The sequence below is a fragment of the Pseudomonas rubra genome, assembly GCF_028656935.1.
GTDB lineage: Bacteria > Pseudomonadota > Gammaproteobacteria > Pseudomonadales > Pseudomonadaceae > Aquipseudomonas > Aquipseudomonas rubra.
The window spans coordinates 1-15,584 of sequence record NZ_JAMDGZ010000016.1; the positions used below are offsets into that span (position 1 = coordinate 1).

The window sequence follows — 15,584 nt, forward strand, 5'->3', positions numbered from 1 at the left end:
CATAGAATCTCCCACAGGCTCTGTGGGAGCAGGCTTCTCAACGCTTGGCGATGATGTACACCGCATGCACGATACCGGGGATATAACCCAGCAACGTCAGCAGGATGTTTAGCCAGAAGGCGCCGCCGAAGCCGACCTGCAGGAACACCCCGAGCGGCGGCAAGAGAATGGCGATGATGATGCGGATCAGGTCCATGAGGCAGCTCCTTGGGATGATGTACTAGAACTGACTCCAGTGCGCCACCGGGGTTCCACAGGCAAAAAAACGCCCCAAGCCAAAAACAACAGGCCCGGGGCGATGCGCAGGAACGCGAGACGGTTCGGAAAATTCGTTAAGGCGCTTTGCTGATCAGGCCGTGGCCTCGCGCCGCTGGCTTTGCTGGGCGGCATGGACGCGGGCAAAGGCCCGGGCCAGGCGCAGGAGCATTTCGTCGATGTTGCCCTTGCTCACCGTCAAGGCCGGGGAGAAGCGCAGGACGTCGGCTTGCGGGGCATTGAGCAACAAGCCTTCGTGCAAGGCCGCCCGGACAAGTTCGGCGGCGATGTCGTCGCTCAGTTGCAGGGCCCAGAGCAAACCCTGGCCACGCACCTCAAGCTGGGCATAACGACCGGCCAGGCGACTGAGGCCATCACGCAGGTGCCGCCCCGAATCCTGTACGTGCTCAAAGAAGCCCGGCTCCAGCACCGTCTGCAGTACCGCCAAGCCCGCCGAACTCATGAGCGCGTTGCCATGATGACTGCCTTCCAACTCGCCAACTTCGGCGCAGCAAGCAGAGCCTCGAGCCAGCAAGGCGGCCAGCGGCACACCGCCCCCCAGGCCCTTGCCGAGGGTTAGGATGTCGGCGCGCACGTCGTACAATTGCTCAGCCAGCAGGGCGCCACAACGGCCGACGCCGGTCTGTACCTCATCGAGAATCAGCAAAATCCCCAGCTCGCGGCACAGGCGCTCAACCCCCTTGAGGTACGCCAGGGTCGCGGGAATCACCCCGGCTTCTCCCTGGATCGGCTCGAGCATGATTGCCACCGTGCGCGAGTCGACCGCCGCGTGCAGTGCTTCGAGGTCGTTGAACGGCACCTTGCTGAAACCCGGCAGGCCCGGCTCGCAGCGGTTGCACGGCGACGGGTCGGAGGCTGACAGCGCGCCCAGGCTGCGACCATGGCAACTCTGGCTGGCAGTGATGATGTGGTAGGCGCCGTTGCGGTGCAACTGGCCCCATTTGCGTGCCAGCTTGATGGCTCCTTCGCAGGCTTCGGCTCCGCTGTTGAGCAGGTAGGCTTGGTCGCTGCCAGTGCTTTCACACAGGCGGTTGACCAGGTTCAACAGGCCACGGTTATGAAAACCCGCCCCCGGATTGATCAGCGCCTGAGCCTGGCTGCCCAGAGCTTTGACCAACACACTGGGGCTGTGGCCGAGGCTATTGACTGCACAACCTTGGGTGAAATCCAGGTAAGCATGGCCTTCGCTGTCCCAAAGCCATGAGCCCTGACCACGCACGAACACTTGCGGTGCGCGTTCGATAGCTGGCATCAGGCATTCACGCGACAGTTCTGCTGCAGCTTGCGGTACAACTGCAGCAACTTTGCGCTCGGCCACGGCAGGTGGCGGGCGGCGCAGGTTGAACAGGTTCATGCGCGCAGCCCCTCGAGCGGCAAGCCCAGCAGGCGCGCGCTCCAGTCCTCGACCTGACCGGTACGCAGACGCTTGATCGCGATATCGCGCCAGCGAGACGAGAGGGCCGGACAATCCACCAGCTTTTTCAAACCTGCATGCTCCAGAGGTTCACGGTAAAAAGTGCGCAACGCCCAGGCCACGGTCAGGCCTGGGTAACTACGTTGAATCAGTTCAAAAGGATCATCGGCGCTGACAAAACCAGGTTTGAGCACCCGGTAGAACCAGCCGCAGCGGCCGCTGTCCTGCGCCTGTTGCGGCAAGTTCAGCAAATCCCAGCGATGGCTCAGACGGTAGCAAGGCGAGCGCGGCTGGCTGATCTGCAACAGCGCCCCGCCCCAGCGGAACATGTCGCCCAGGCATACCAAGTGCTCGTCCAGGCCGCGGGTCGAAAGGTTCTCGCCAAAACCCGGAGCACGCCAGTCGAGCTGTGGATAACGTTGCCGCCACCAGGCGTAGTGCTCGGCCGGGTAATGGTGAAGCGCTCGCTCGGGGCCGGTATGAAAGCGCGGGTCGCCCTGTTCGTCGCTACCCAGCCCCTGTGGCCATAGCCACAACCGTCTTGCAACCTCCTGCTTATCGATATCAGTCAACAAGCCATGCCCGAGGTTTTTTGCCTTGCCTATGTAAACGCCATCCACATACACGGTGTTCATCGCGCCTTCTGGCCCTGTAAACCTTGTGAATACGGGATAGACTAGGCTTCTTGGAGGCTAACGGCCATTTGGTTTTTCGAGCACTTTTGATAAGTATTACTTATGGATTTTCGCCAACTGCGTTATTTCGTCGCGGTGTATGAAGAAGGCCATGTCGGCCGTGCTGCCGAGCGCCTGTCACTGTCGCAGCCGGCCCTCTCGCAGCAGATCCGCCAACTCGAGCAGAACCTCGATGTGAGCCTGTTCGAGCGTGGCAACAAACGCCTGCTGCCGACCCTGGCTGCGCACACCCTGTACAACCACGCCCTGCCCTTGCTCGATGGCCTGCAGCGGGCCCGCGAGGCCCTGCGCAACTTCAAGGGCCAGTCGTTGCGCACCCTGGCCATCGGCGTGCTGCAGACCGTGCGCCCGAGCCTGGTACCGCAGTTGCTCGATCGGGTGCGCAAGGCGCAGCCGCATCTGGTGGTGCAGATCTATGAGCTGTCGGGCCTGGAAATCGAACGGCGCCTGCTCAATGGCAGCCTGGACATCGGCATCAGCTACCTGCCGCCACGCCAACCCGGGCTGCACGGGCTGATGCTGTACGAAGACGAACTGCAACTGGTGATCCCCAACACCCACCCCTTGCGTGAATTCAAGAAGGTCTCACTCAAGCAGGCGGCGGAACTGCCCATGCTGTTGCTGGGCGAAGAGTTTCAGGTGCGGCAGATCTGGCAGTCGCAACTGGCCAACCTGGGCCGGCGGCCGCAGGTACAGGCGGAAATGAACAACATGGGCGGGATTCTCGACAGCCTGGCGCATACATCACTGGCCACCGTATTGCCGGGGCGCGCCAAGGAAGTGGTCGAGGATGATCAGGAACTGCTCTGGAAGCCGCTGAGCGAACCACGGGTGCCACTGAAAATTGGTCTGGTGTTTCGCGATGCGCAACGCCAGCAAGTCTCGGTGGAGCTGCTGCGCAACCTGCTCGAAGAAGAAGCCGACCCGCGGCAGATCGGGGTATCACCGCTGGATGTGCTGGGCTGAGGTTAAATCGCAGGCAAAAGAAAACCCCGCCGAAGCGGGGCTTTGCAGACTGTTTCCCTGACATCCTTTTCGCCCCGCCATCCTGGCAGGAATCCTTCGTGTCCGTGTTCTGTACTTTGCGCTTCCTGCGCTACGTCCATGTGAGAAGATTAACTGTGGATCCAATCTTCCGATAGAGGCGAAAAGTCACCGCGTCACGTAAGAGAATGCTTACAAACTACTGTTACGCTTAAAACTGCGCCGCATCCAGCAGGTACAGCGACTCGCTACCAGCTTTGACCGAAGCACTCAGCGAGTGAATACGCGGCAGCAAACGGGCGAAATAGAAGCGTGCGGTGCCCAGCTTGCTGGCATAGAAGTCGTCTTCGCCTTGCTTGGCCAGGGCTGTACGGGCCATCAGCGCCCACATGTAGGCATAGGCGGTGTAGCCGAACACCTGCAGGTATTCCACCGACGCCGCGCCGATTTCGTTCGGGTTGTTTTTGGCTCGATCCAGAACCCAGGCAGTCAGGTCGTCGAGGTTGTCCAGGGCCGCGTTCAGTGGTTTGACGAATTCGGCCAGATTACTGTCGGCACTGGCGGTGAAATGGCGAATCTCATCAGCGAACAGCTTGTACAGCGCGCCGCCGCTACCGACCACCTTGCGCCCCATCAGGTCGAGGGCCTGAATGCCATTGGTACCTTCGTAGATCTGGGTAATGCGCACGTCGCGCACCAGTTGCTCCTGGCCCCACTCGCGGATGTACCCGTGGCCGCCAAACACCTGCTGGCCGTGGACCGTCGATTCCAGGCCCAAATCAGTGAGGAATGCCTTGGCTACCGGCGTCAGCAAGGCCACCAGGTCTTCGCCGCGTTTACGCGTCTCGGCGTCTTCGCTGAACTTGGCGGTATCAAGCTGCATCGCCACGTAGGTGGAGAAGGCACGCCCGCCCTCATTGAGGGCTTTCATGGTCAGCAGCATGCGCCGTACATCGGGGTGAACAATGATCGGGTCGGCGACTTTGTCCTTGGCTTGCGGGCCGGTCGGCGCGCGGCTCTGCAGACGGTCACGGGCATATTCGACGGCGTTCTGGTAAGAGCGTTCGGCCGAAGCCAGGCCTTGAATACCTACACCCAAGCGCTCGTAGTTCATCATGGTGAACATCGCCGCCAGGCCCTTGTTCGGCTCACCGACCAGAAAGCCGATCGCTTCGTCGAAGTTCATCACGCAGGTGGCCGAGGCCTGGATGCCCATCTTGTGCTCGATCGAACCGCAATTGGCCGGGTTGCGTGCGCCCAGGCTGCCATCGGCATTGACCAGGAACTTCGGCACCAGGAACAGGGAAATTCCTTTCGGCCCGGCAGGCGCGTCAGGCAGTTTGGCCAGTACCAGGTGGATAATGTTCTCGGTGAGGTCGTGTTCGCCGCCGGTAATGAAGATCTTGGTACCGCTAACCTTGTAGCTGCCATCAGCCTGTGGCTCGGCCTTGGTGCGGATGATGCCTAGGTCGGTGCCGGCGTGAGGTTCGGTCAGGCACATGGAACCGGCCCAGATCCCCGCGTACATGTTCGGCAGGTACTGTTCCTTGAGCTCGTCACTGGCGTGGGCGTTGATCGACAGGCAAGCGCCTGCGGTGAGCATCGGGTACAGGCCGAACGCCAGGCTGGAAGAGTTGACCATTTCCTCGACCTGGGCCGAGATGACCTTGGGCATGCCCATGCCGCCATAGGCCGAATCGCCGCCCACGCCAACCCAACCGCCTTCGGCGTAGGTCTGGTAGGCCTCGATGAAGCCGGCCGGGGTAGTGACGGCGCCATTATCCCAATGACAACCTTCTTCATCGCCACTGCGGCTTAAGGGCGCGATGCTCTTGCTGGTGACCTTACCGGCTTCTTCAAGCACTGCCAGGGCGGTCTCTTCGTCCACTACCTCGGCCAGGCCCGGCAACTGCGCCCAGAGCTTGGAAACCTCGAAGACTTCGTTGAGGACGAAGCGCATATCGCGCAGGGGCGCTTTATAGTCAGCCATGGCAACCTCTCATACTAGAGTCGGGAGCAGCCTGCACGGCCGCATCACTGTTATGGAACCAGTGTACCCGAACAACTTTTGTGAGACATAGGGTCATCTAGCGACTATATAGTTTATTTTGGTCACGCCATGCGTACCGCACCCCGCTGGGCCTGAACCCCGAAAGCCACAACACAGTTGCGCCCGGCACCCTTGGCGCTGTACAGCGCCTGGTCAGCGGACTTGAGCACTTCGTCGGGTGAACGATGATCGGCAAGGCGCTCGCTGACACCGATACTGATGGTCACCGACACACTCGAAGCCGCCGGTGAGCCACGGCGTTGCCGACCCTGCTGGTCATCCTGGGGACGGTTGTCCTGGTTGCGCAACTGGATGTTGTAATTGGCAATGACCTCACGCACCGCCTCCAGGTGCGGCATGCATTCTTCAATGCTCTTGCCGGCGAACACCACGGCGAACTCCTCACCGCCATAGCGGTAGGCGCGACCGCCGCCGGTAACCTTCGACAGCTTGCTGGCCACCAGGCGCAGCACCTGGTCACCCACGTCATGACCATGGGTGTCGTTGAACTTCTTGAAGTGGTCAACGTCAGTCATCGCCAGCACATAGTTGCGCCCCAGCCGTTGCATGCGCTCGTTGAGCGCGCGGCGCCCGGGCAAGCCGGTCAGCTCATCACGAAAGGCCATCTGATAGGCCTCGTGGGACACCGCGGCAGCAATCATCAGCATCACCTGGCTGCACATGATGTTCAGGGTGAAGGGCAGGATGAACGTCTTGGGCAGCATCCAGAAGAGCCCGATCAGCCCGATCAACTGCGCCGCGTGCAAAGGTCGTGGCTGGCGCAGGTACTGCACCACCAGCAGGATGAAGGCGCAGAGGAACACTGGGTAGGCGAGCTGGATCAGGCTCATCCACTGGCCGTGCAACGACGGCCAGCGAATTTCCGCCAGCCAGCCAAGCAGGGCCTGAGGGAAACTCTGCTCCAGACCCAGGGCGACACTGCCGACCGCCAGCAACACGGCAAAGCGCGCGACCATGTCCTGGAACAGGTGGGTACGCTCCTGCCAGGCGCCGTACAAGGCAAACATCAGCGGTAACAGCAGGCAAACCAGGTGAAAAACCACCGCCGCGTCTTCGCGCACACGGCCATTGTCACGGTAAAAGTCGGTCTGGGTATCGAGCAGAAAGTAGGCAATGTAAACCGTGAGCATCAGAAACAGCTCACGCTGGCGGCGGTACACGGCGCAATAGGCGCCGCCCAGCAACAAAACCAAGGTAGGCAGGACATTGAACAGCGACGTGAAGAAGACACTCAGGTCTCTCACATAAGCAGCCGCGAGCCCTGACACCAGCAAGCAGGCTGACGGCAGGAAATGGCTCAGGCGTACAGCGGATAAACGAAACAAGGGTAATCTCCGACCCGGCAGATCAATAATGGCATTGTGCCTTAGTGTATCGGCAGCGCACGTGAATAGATGAATTCACTTGGTCGGGTGGGAGGCACAGGGCAAAAAAAACGCCTGCCGATAAGGGCAGGCGTTTTTTGTTACAGCCTTTGAATCAGTACGAGAGACCGAAGTGCTCTTCGTTCATGTCCATCAGGTTGCTGGCGCCCGATAGCATGGTTGCTACGTGGGTGCGGGTGCGTGGCAGGATGCGCTGGAAGTAGAAACGCGCAGTCTGCAACTTGGCGGTGTAGAAGGCTTCTTCGCTGGTACCGGCAGCCAGTTTCTCGGCAGCCAGGCGTGCCATGTCGGCCCAGAAGTAAGCCAGGCAGGCGTAGCCGGAGTACATCAGGTAGTCCACCGAAGCGGCACCGACTTCTTCGCGGTCTTTCATCGCCGCCATACCGACCTTCATGGTCAGCTCGCCCCACTCTTTGTTCAGTTGGGCCAATGGCGCGACGAACTCGCTAATCGCTTCGTTGCCTTCGTTGCCCTGGCAGAACTTGTGCACGATCTTGGTGAAGCCCTTGAGCGCTTCGCCCTGGGTCATCAGCACCTTGCGGCCGAGCAGGTCCAGCGCCTGGATGCCGGTGGTGCCTTCGTACAGCATCGAGATACGGCTGTCGCGAACGTTCTGCTCCATGCCCCACTCGGCGATGAAGCCGTGGCCGCCATAGATCTGCACGCCGTGGTTGGCCGCTTCAAAGCCGACTTCAGTCATGAACGCCTTGGCGATCGGCGTCATGAAGGCCAGCAGTGCGTCGGCTTTCTTCTTCTCTTCTTCGTCCTGGCTGTACTTGACGATGTCCACCTGCTGGGCAGTGAAATAGACCATCGCGCGGTTGCCTTCGGCGAAGGCCTTCATGGTCAGCAGCATGCGACGTACGTCCGGGTGGACGATGATCGGGTCAGCAGCTTTGTCCGGTGCTTTGGGGCCAGTCAGCGAGCGCATTTGCAGGCGGTCGCGAGCGTATTTCAGGCCGCCCTGGAACGCCACTTCAGCGTGGGCCAGGCCTTGCAGCGCGGTACCCAGGCGAGCAGTGTTCATAAAGGTGAACATGCAGTTCAGGCCTTTGTTGGCCGGGCCGATCAGGTAGCCGGTGGCCGCGTCAAAGTTCATCACGCAGGTGGCGTTACCGTGGATGCCCATCTTGTGTTCGAGGGAGCCACAAGAAACAGCGTTACGCTCACCGATGGTGCCTTCGGCAGTCGGCATGAACTTCGGCACGATGAACAGCGAAATACCTTTGGTGCCGGCAGGCGCATCAGGCAGGCGGGCCAGAACGATGTGGACGATGTTGTCGGCCATGTCGTGTTCACCGGCCGAGATGAAGATCTTGGTGCCGGTAACTTTGTAGGAACCATCAGCCTGAGGTTCGGCCTTGGTGCGCAACATGCCCAGGTCGGTACCACAGTGTGGTTCGGTCAGGCACATGGTGCCGGTCCATTCGCCGGATACCAGCTTGGTCAGGTAGGTCTCTTGCTGCTCGGCGGTGCCGTGCTCGGAGATGGTGTTCATCGCGCCGTGGGACAGGCCAGGGTACATGCCCCAGGACCAGTTCGACTCGCCGACCATTTCGCTGACCGCCAGACCCAGCGACTCAGGCAAGCCCTGGCCACCGTGCTCGACGTCATGCGCCAGGCTCGGCCAGCCGCCTTCGACGAACTGCTTGTAGGCTTCTTTGAAGCCGGTCGGGGTTTTCACGCCCGACTCACTCCAGGTGCAGCCTTCCAGGTCGCCGACGCGATTCAGCGGGGCCAGTACCTGTTCACAAAACTTGGCGCCTTCCTCGAGGATGGCGTCAACCATGTCCGGGGTGGCGTCCTGGCAAGCCGGCAGGCTCTGATAATGCGCTTCGTAGCCGAGCAGCTCGTCACGAACGAAGCGAATATCACGCAAGGGGGCTTTGTAATCAGGCATAGCGATGAACCTCTGCTGATGAATCCTGGATAGGGAGACCGCGATACACCGACCAGCTCTAGGCGGCTTTCGGTCAAACAGTTGTTTGAAACATACGTTTACGCCGAAAACTTGTCAAGCATCAAGCAGAGGGCAGTTCGGCCATGCCAGACTGCGCGATTGCCCTGGCAAAAAGCCCCACGAACGCGCAGAAAAACGCCCGACCACACGGCCAAGGCACTGATACATAAAGACTAGTTGAAGGCTCTCAGAGGGCGAGCCGAAGGGTTCAGGCGTAGGTATCGATCAGCGTGCCGAGCATTTCGTCCGCTGCTTTGGCCACTTTGACACCGAGTTCGACCTGATGTTTGCCCAGCGCCATCTCGACGCTACTGGTGGCAAGGTCCATCTGCTGGCTTCGATCGACCGCGCGCAGGCGCTCGGCCTGATAGTCGCTGGACTGGCTGGTGGCGGCGCGCTCGACAGTGGTGTTGGCGATCTGGCTGGCGGCCTGATCGACGCGGGTCTGCCCGGCCTGGATGGCACCGAGCCCTGCGTAGAATACTGAGTTGCCCGAGATTTCCATGTCGAAGCTCCATGACGCTGAAGGCGAACAGGCTCTATTGAAGCAGACTTGTCGGCAAAAGACCCGTTGAAAACACTAATGGCAAAGTGCCGCACGATAGACAAGCGTCAGTCCAGCAGGTCCAGTTGCAGATGTTCAGCCACGGCATCGGCACTCACCCCCTTGAGCTTGGGCACCCGCCCCAGGCACGGTGCCGGCAATCGCTCGGCGAGACTGGCGAGATTTTCTTCCAGGCGCGAGGTGCGCGGCTCGATAATGTTGGCCACCCAGCCGGCCAGTTGCAGGCCGTCACGGGCGATGGCTTCGGCGGTAAGCAAGGCGTGGTTGATGCACCCCAGACGTACACCGACCACCAGAATCACTGGCAGCTTCAAAGCGACAGCCAGCTCCGACAGATTAGCCTCGTCGGACAATGGCACGCGCCAACCTCCAGCACCTTCAATCAAGGTGAAATCAGCGCCTTTGGCCAGCACTTCGCGCATTGGCGCCAACAAGGACTGCACGCTCAGGGCGATACCGGCTTCACGCGCAGCCAGGTGTGGGGCAATGGCCGGCGCGAAGGCGAACGGGTTGATCTGCTCGTAAGGTAACTTGAGCGAACTTTCGTCGATCAGCGCCAAGGCGTCGGCGTTGCGCAGGCCTTTGCTACTGACTTCGCACCCCGAAGCCACCGGCTTGGCACCCAGGGTGCTCAAGCCGGCCTGACGCGCCGCATGCAGCAGCCCGGCGGCGATGGTGGTCTTGCCGACATCGGTGTCGGTCCCGGCAATGAAATAGGCCCGGCTCATCTCACTCCCCTTCTACCAACGGCTTTTGCAGTACACCGTAGACCACCTGGTAGGTAGCCGGTAGCCCCCGGGGCTGGCGGAAACGCTCATACGCCTGCAGCAACCCCTGCATCCGTGCCCGCCCGGTGAGCCCGGCCGGACGCCCGGGGTTAAGGTTATGGGCACCGAGGGCCTTGAGTTCGTGGGTCAGGCTGCGCACGTCCGGGTAATACAGCACATGGGGGCGGGCCTCAAGGCTCAGCACTTGCAGCGCACTTTCGGCGCACAGGCGCTGATAGTCTTCCAGGCGCCGGAAGCGGTTGACGTGCACCAGGCCATCGACCGCCTGCCAACTTTCGCGCAGCTCATGCAGGGTACCGACACACAGGCTGGCGAACGCCAAGACGCCACCCGGCTGCAAGACACGCCAGGCTTGCTCGAGCACCGCGCGAAAATCGCCACACCACTGCACCGCCAAGCTGGTGAAAATCAGCTCGACACTGGCATCGCGTAGCGGCAAGCGCTCGGCATCGCCAACCACATGGTGGTGCGCTCCGCCCTGCTCCCGGGCATGCTGGAGCATACCTTCGGCAATATCCACGGCAATCCCGGCGGCCTGAGGAAAACGCCGGTTAAGGGCACGGCTGAAATAACCGGTGCCGCTGCCCAGATCCAGCCAGCGTTGCGGCTCCAATGCACCTGGCAATTGCTCAAGCAGCGCACTGCCCACCGCCCGTTGCAGTTCGGCAACGCTGTCGTAGCTGGCCGCCGCGCGCGAGAATGACGCAGCCACCTGGCGTTTATCGGGCAAGGCGCCGGGCAAGCCCGGTTGGGAAAGATCAGTCATCGCCACTCTCATGTACAAAGGCCTTGATTGCTGCCGCCAACTCATGAGGTGCTTCCATCACAAAACCATGAGCACTGTCTTCGAGCAGCCCGACTTCCACGTCAGGCAGTATTTCCAGCAACTCGCCGGCGACCTCGGCCGGCACCAGGCCGTCACGCCCGGCAAACAGATGCAACTGTGGGCCGCCATAGGCCTGCAAGGCTGCGCGAGTATCGAGTTGGCCAAGCACGTCCAGCCCGGCCACCAGTACTTCGGGGGCAGCCACGGGCATGCAGGCACCGAGTAAACGGGCCAGGCTGCGCGGTTCTTGCGCACCCTGGCTGCACAATGAAATGAAGCGCTTCAGGGTGACCTGGGTGTGATAGCGGCAACCTTCAAGAAAGGTCTGGAAAGTATCCACCGCCATGCCGTGGGGCCAATCCGGGCGGGTGACAAAACTGAGGTTGCTACCCAGGGTGATGACGCCATGGCAGTCATCGCCGCGGCGCGCGGCCAGTTCGGCGGCGAGCATGCCACCCAGCGACCAGCCACCCAACCAGGCATTGCGCGGCAGTTGCCGATCGAGCGTGTCGAGCCAGTCTTCGGGGTTGCTGGATGCCAGGCCGGGCAAGGCCTGGATCTCGACCCGCAAGCCGGGGTCAATGGCCCGCAAGCTGGCAACCAGGGGCTGCAAGGCGGAACTGCCCAGCCCCCAGCCGGGCAACAGGATCAGATGGTTACGCATCAGCAGGCTCCAGCAGCGGATAACAGTCAGCCAATGCATTCAACAATAGCTGCACCTGCGCCGCGCTGTGCGCCGCACTCAGGGTAACGCGCAGGCGGGCGCCGCCGCTGGGCACCGTTGGCGGACGGATCGCGGTCACCAGCAGGCCACGCTCGCGCAACATCTGCGACAGGCGCAAGGCACGCGTGCTGTCGCCGATCAGGATCGGCTGGATCGGCGTGAAGCTGTCCATCAACTGCAGGCCAATCTGCTCGGCGCCGCTGCGAAACTGCTGAATCAATGCCGCCAGGTGCTCACGCCGCCAGTGTTCGCTGCGCAGCAGTTCCAGGCTGCGCAGGGTGGCGCAGGCCAGGGCCGGCGGCTGGCTGGTGGTATAGATGTAAGGCCGGGCGAACTGGATCAGGCATTCGATCAGCTCTTCGCTGCCGGCGACAAACGCACCTGCAGTGCCACAGGCCTTGCCCAGTGTGCCGATCAGTACCGGCACTTGCGCAAGGCTCAGGCCGAAGTGCTCGACGATGCCTCCACCATTGCGCCCCAGGGTGCCCAGGCCATGGGCATCATCAACCATCAGCCAGGCGTTGCGGGCGTTGGCCTCTGCGGCCAGGGCAGGTAAATCGGCCAGGTCGCCGTCCATGCTGAACACACCGTCAGTCACCACCAGGGTGTTACCGACAGCCTTGTCCAGGCGGTTGGCCAGGCTCTGGGCATCGTTGTGCAAGTAGCGATTGAAACGTGCACCGCTAAGCAGCCCGGCATCGAGCAACGAGGCATGATTGAGACGGTCCTGAAGCACCGTATCGCCCTGCCCGACCAGTGCGGTCAAGGCACCGAGGTTGGCCATGTAGCCGGTGGAAAACAGCAAGGCCCGCGGCCGCCCGGTGAGTTCGGCCAGGGCCTCTTCCACCGCGTGATGGGGGCTGCTGTGACCGATCACCAAGTGCGAGGCACCACCACCGACGCCCCAGCGCTCGGCACCGGCGCGCCATGCGGCGATGACTTCCGGGTGGTTGGCCAGGCCCAGGTAATCATTACTGCAAAACGCCAGCAACGGCTGGCCATCGACCACCACTTCCGGCCCCTGCGGGCTTTGCAGCAGCGGGCGTTGGCGGTACAGGTCAGCGGCGCGGCGTTGCTCCAGTCGCGCGCGAAGATCAAAAGCCATGCGCGCCTCAGGCCGAGGCGGCGTTGTAGAACAGCTCGCTGCTCTTCTGTTCTATCAGGGCCTGTTCGATAGCGGCCTGATGCACTTCGTCGGCGTGCTCTTCGCGGGCTTCGGGCTGAATCCCTAAGCGTGCAAACAGTTGCATGTCCTTGTCAGCCTGCGGGTTGGCGGTGGTCAGCAGTTTCTCGCCGTAGAAGATCGAGTTTGCACCGGCGAAGAACGCCAGGGCCTGCATCTGCTCATTCATCGCTTCACGGCCGGCGGACAACCGCACATGGGACTTGGGCATGAGGATGCGGGCGACGGCGAGCATACGGATAAAGTCGAAGGGGTCGACTTCTTCGGCGTTCTCCAGCGGCGTGCCGGCCACCTTCACCAACATGTTGATCGGCACCGACTCCGGGTGCTCCGGCAAGTTGGCCAGCTGGATCAGCAACCCCGCGCGGTCGTCCAGCGACTCGCCCATGCCGAGGATACCGCCCGAACAGATCTTCATCCCGGCATCGCGCACGTAGGCCAGGGTCTGCAGGCGCTCGCTGTAGGTGCGGGTGGTGATGATACTGCCGTAGAACTCCGGCGAGGTATCGAGGTTGTGGTTGTAGTAGTCCAGCCCGGCCTCGGCCAGTGCCTGGGTTTGCTCAAGGTCGAGCTTGCCAAGGGTCATGCAGGTTTCCAGGCCCATGGCCTTGACCCCTTTAACCATCTGCAGCACGTAAGGCATGTCCTTGGCCGACGGGTGCTTCCAGGCGGCGCCCATGCAGAAGCGGGTCGAACCGATGGCCTTGGCCCGGGCGGCCTCTTCGAGGACCTTCTGCACCTCCATCAGTTTTTGCTTCTCCAGCCCGGTGTTGTAGTGACCGGACTGCGGACAATATTTGCAATCTTCCGGGCAGGCGCCGGTCTTGATCGACAGCAGGGTCGAGACCTGCACGCGGTTAGCGTCGAAATGCGCGCGGTGCACGGTTTGCGCCTGGAACAGCAAGTCATTGAACGGCTGCTGGAACAGAGCTTTGACTTCGGCCAGGGACCAGTCGTGACGTGTTGTTGCAGTTATGCTGGCGCTCATCAAAGGTTCCTTGTTTAGGCTTGTACAGGCGCCGGCACAGGAAACCCCGCCAGCGCATCACGGATAGCTCGCATAGTTAAGGAAGGCTGATGCACTGTCAACCACAAGCCAAAAGATCGGTTTACAACTGGTTATTTAATAACCATGAATGCTTGCTTTGTAATGAAGCCGCCGAGCAACCCTACCCACTGTGCGTCGCCTGCGAGAGCGAACTGCCCTGGCTGGATGACCAGTGCCAGGTCTGTGCCCTGCCGCTGCCCATGCACGGCCTGGTGTGCGGCCAGTGCAGCCGGCGCCCGCCAGCCTTCTACCGGGTCGAGGCGCCTTGGTACTACGGCTTTCCGGTCGATACGCTGGTGACCCGCTTCAAGCACAACAGCCAGTGGCCGCTGGGCCGCTTGCTGGCGCAGTTGCTCGGGCGCTGGCTGCTACACCGTTATGACGAAGGGCTGCCGCGCCCGGCCTTGTTGCTGCCTGTTCCGCTTTCACGGCGACGTTTGCGTCAGCGTGGCTACAACCAGGCAGGTATGCTCGGCAACTGGCTAGCGCAACAGTTGGGTATCCATTGTCACCAGCACCTGCTCACCCGTAGCCTCGATACCCCTGCGCAGCAAGGCCTCAAAGCCCGGGCACGCAAACGCAACCTGCGCCAGGCCTTCGCCATACCCGACAGTAGCCTGATTGCCGGGCGCCATGTGGCGCTGGTAGATGACGTGCTGACCACCGGCGCCACTGCCCAGGCATTGGCCAGCCTGCTGCTCAAGGCAGGTGCCCAGCGGGTCGATGTGTACTGCCTGGCGCGTACCGCCAAGCCCGGCAGCGCTTGACTTGGCGTCAGGGTGCGGGCACTTTCGGGTTGACTCCTTCAGATGCCCGTTACCGTTTATGTCTCTGCCTGCCCTGCTCACCCAGCACATCGTCCGTCGCCCGCAGCGGATTGCCTTGCTGCAACATATTGCCGAACAAGGTTCGATCACCCGTGCGGCAAAAAGCGCTGGCATGAGTTACAAGGCCGCCTGGGATGCCATTGACGAACTCAACAACCTGGCCGCCAGCCCACTGGTGGAACGCAGTGTTGGCGGTCGTGGCGGTGGTGGGGCAAAACTGTCTGCCGAAGGCCAGCGGGTGCTGCGCTTGTATCAACGCTTGCAAGCACTGCAGGCACAGATTCTTGAAGCGGCCGAAGACGCCAGCGATCTCGACCTGCTTGGCCGCCTGATGCTACGCACCAGCGCACGTAACCAACTGCATGGGCGCATCAGCGTGATCGAAGCTCAGGGCCGCTATGACCGCATCAGCCTGAGCCTCGCTGGCGATCTGCGCATCGATGCCCAGATTACCCATGACAGCACCGGTCGCCTGGAACTGAGCCCCGGGACCGCCGTCGTGGCGCTAATCAAGGCGGGCTGGCTCGAGTTGCTCAGGCTCGACCAGCCGCCTGCTGAGGGCTACAACTGCTTGCCGGTGAAGGTCGATGCCCTGCTCGAAGACGCCGAGGGCCCCACCGAAGTACGCCTGGCGCTGGCCAGCGGGCAAACCCTGTGCGCCTTCGCCGAAGCCCACTGGCTGAAGGACCATCACATGGTTGTAGGCAGTGACCTGCAAGTGCAATTCCAACCGTCCAACGTGCTTCTCGGCACTCCGCTATAAAACTGCCACAAAACCGTCCGCCGCTTCATGGCAGGGCCAGTGGCGTGTGAGATGAGGCAAGCCCGCTTGTATGGT

15 protein-coding genes are annotated in these 15,584 nt (G+C 61.7%); 3 read left to right on the forward strand and 12 right to left on the reverse strand.

All coding sequences use genetic code 11. From position 1 onward, the window contains the following. Nucleotides 1–37: 37 nt before the first annotated feature. The 3 genes from M5G17_RS08270 to M5G17_RS08280 all read right to left on the reverse strand — a co-directional run bounded on the left by M5G17_RS08270 (nucleotide 38) and on the right by M5G17_RS08280 (nucleotide 2,325). Nucleotides 38–196, reverse strand: a complete 159-nt coding sequence (locus tag M5G17_RS08270; protein ID WP_041022294.1) for a YqaE/Pmp3 family membrane protein — start codon at nucleotides 194–196, stop codon at nucleotides 38–40. A 153-nt stretch (nucleotides 197–349) separates the two neighbouring features. Beyond that, the gene (locus M5G17_RS08275) at nucleotides 350–1,630 is read right to left on the reverse strand and encodes an aspartate aminotransferase family protein (protein ID WP_273892470.1); all 1,281 of its coding nucleotides are present in this window, start codon (nucleotides 1,628–1,630) and stop codon (nucleotides 350–352) included. After that, entirely contained in the window at nucleotides 1,627–2,325 is a 699-nt protein-coding gene (locus M5G17_RS08280) for an MOSC domain-containing protein (protein ID WP_273892471.1), read from the reverse strand. Before M5G17_RS08280 ends, M5G17_RS08275 begins: the two co-directional genes overlap by 4 nt. Nucleotides 2,326–2,427: 102 nt before the next feature. On the opposite strand from M5G17_RS08280, the gene M5G17_RS08285 reads away from it, so the two are divergent. Continuing rightward, nucleotides 2,428–3,351 carry a LysR family transcriptional regulator gene (locus M5G17_RS08285; protein WP_273892472.1) on the forward strand — a complete coding sequence of 308 codons (924 nt, stop codon included), beginning with the start codon at nucleotides 2,428–2,430 and terminating at the stop codon, nucleotides 3,349–3,351. A 229-nt stretch (nucleotides 3,352–3,580) separates the two neighbouring features. Here the strand turns inward: M5G17_RS08285 and M5G17_RS08290 are convergent, their stop codons facing one another. The 9 genes from M5G17_RS08290 to bioB all read right to left on the reverse strand — a co-directional run bounded on the left by M5G17_RS08290 (nucleotide 3,581) and on the right by bioB (nucleotide 13,859). After that, a complete protein-coding gene (locus M5G17_RS08290; protein WP_273892473.1) occupies nucleotides 3,581–5,359 on the reverse strand; it encodes an acyl-CoA dehydrogenase C-terminal domain-containing protein in 1,779 nt (592 codons plus the stop codon). A gap of 122 nt (nucleotides 5,360–5,481) precedes the next feature. Next, nucleotides 5,482–6,765, reverse strand: a complete 1,284-nt coding sequence (locus tag M5G17_RS08295) for a GGDEF domain-containing protein (RefSeq protein WP_273892474.1) — start codon at nucleotides 6,763–6,765, stop codon at nucleotides 5,482–5,484. A gap of 154 nt (nucleotides 6,766–6,919) precedes the next feature. Next, a complete protein-coding gene (locus M5G17_RS08300) occupies nucleotides 6,920–8,725 on the reverse strand; it encodes a phenylacyl-CoA dehydrogenase (RefSeq protein ID WP_273892475.1) in 1,806 nt (601 codons plus the stop codon). Between the two features lie 268 nt (nucleotides 8,726–8,993). Next, complete coding sequence (locus M5G17_RS08305; protein ID WP_130266603.1) at nucleotides 8,994–9,290, reverse strand: pyrroloquinoline quinone biosynthesis protein PqqE; 297 nt, start codon at nucleotides 9,288–9,290, stop codon at nucleotides 8,994–8,996. 107 nt (nucleotides 9,291–9,397) lie between these two features. Next, the gene (gene bioD, locus M5G17_RS08310) at nucleotides 9,398–10,078 is read right to left on the reverse strand and encodes a dethiobiotin synthase (RefSeq protein ID WP_273892476.1); all 681 of its coding nucleotides are present in this window, start codon (nucleotides 10,076–10,078) and stop codon (nucleotides 9,398–9,400) included. 1 nt (nucleotide 10,079) lies between these two features. Then, complete coding sequence (gene bioC / locus M5G17_RS08315) at nucleotides 10,080–10,904, reverse strand: malonyl-ACP O-methyltransferase BioC (RefSeq protein ID WP_273892477.1); 825 nt, start codon at nucleotides 10,902–10,904, stop codon at nucleotides 10,080–10,082. Further along, the gene (locus tag M5G17_RS08320; RefSeq protein WP_273892478.1) at nucleotides 10,897–11,628 is read right to left on the reverse strand and encodes an alpha/beta fold hydrolase; all 732 of its coding nucleotides are present in this window, start codon (nucleotides 11,626–11,628) and stop codon (nucleotides 10,897–10,899) included. The genes bioC and M5G17_RS08320 overlap by 8 nt, the downstream gene beginning before the upstream one ends. Beyond that, nucleotides 11,621–12,793 (reverse strand): 8-amino-7-oxononanoate synthase, encoded by a 1,173-nt coding sequence (bioF, locus tag M5G17_RS08325; RefSeq protein WP_273892479.1) that lies wholly within the window; start codon nucleotides 12,791–12,793, stop codon nucleotides 11,621–11,623. Before bioF ends, M5G17_RS08320 begins: the two co-directional genes overlap by 8 nt. 7 nt (nucleotides 12,794–12,800) lie before the next feature. Continuing rightward, nucleotides 12,801–13,859 (reverse strand): biotin synthase BioB, encoded by a 1,059-nt coding sequence (bioB, locus tag M5G17_RS08330; RefSeq protein WP_273892480.1) that lies wholly within the window; start codon nucleotides 13,857–13,859, stop codon nucleotides 12,801–12,803. Between the two features lie 89 nt (nucleotides 13,860–13,948). Here bioB and M5G17_RS08335 point away from each other — a divergent pair, with 89 nt between their 5' ends. Together M5G17_RS08335 and M5G17_RS08340 are read left to right on the forward strand one after the other, a co-directional pair. Further along, nucleotides 13,949–14,686, forward strand: a complete 738-nt coding sequence (locus M5G17_RS08335; protein WP_273892481.1) for a ComF family protein — start codon at nucleotides 13,949–13,951, stop codon at nucleotides 14,684–14,686. Between the two features lie 58 nt (nucleotides 14,687–14,744). Continuing rightward, nucleotides 14,745–15,509, forward strand: coding sequence for a TOBE domain-containing protein (locus M5G17_RS08340; protein WP_273892482.1), 765 nt, complete (start codon nucleotides 14,745–14,747; stop codon nucleotides 15,507–15,509). The last annotated feature ends 75 nt before the right edge of the window (nucleotides 15,510–15,584 follow it).